Raw genomic sequence first — 253 nt, forward strand, 5'->3', positions numbered from 1 at the left:
TTTCACAGTGACAGTGGCCAAGTGTAAGGTTTGTTGCAAAACATAAATCATAGTCCGCTACGCAGCTATTATTTGGGCCAAGGGGAATCCCGTACGGTATAAATAACTGCTGCGTAAGAGACTTGACGTGTAATATTACCCGTGTTCAATTTTAGGTTGCGTTTGTTTTGTCCAACGTATTGCTTGATGCCCGTGAAAATGATTCTCTTCATTCGCAAAAAATCACCTTGTGTTTTTTGTTCTCGGATTTCAC

1 protein-coding gene is annotated in these 253 nt (G+C 40.7%); it reads right to left on the reverse strand.

The genetic code is table 11. The annotated features are described in order from the left end of the window. Positions 1 to 68: 68 nt before the first annotated feature. The coding region (locus ACYQ78_RS39870) for a hypothetical protein (protein ID WP_459806192.1) at positions 69 to 253 on the reverse strand (185 nt) is incomplete at its 5' end.

The organism is Herbidospora sp. RD11066 (assembly GCF_054661255.1).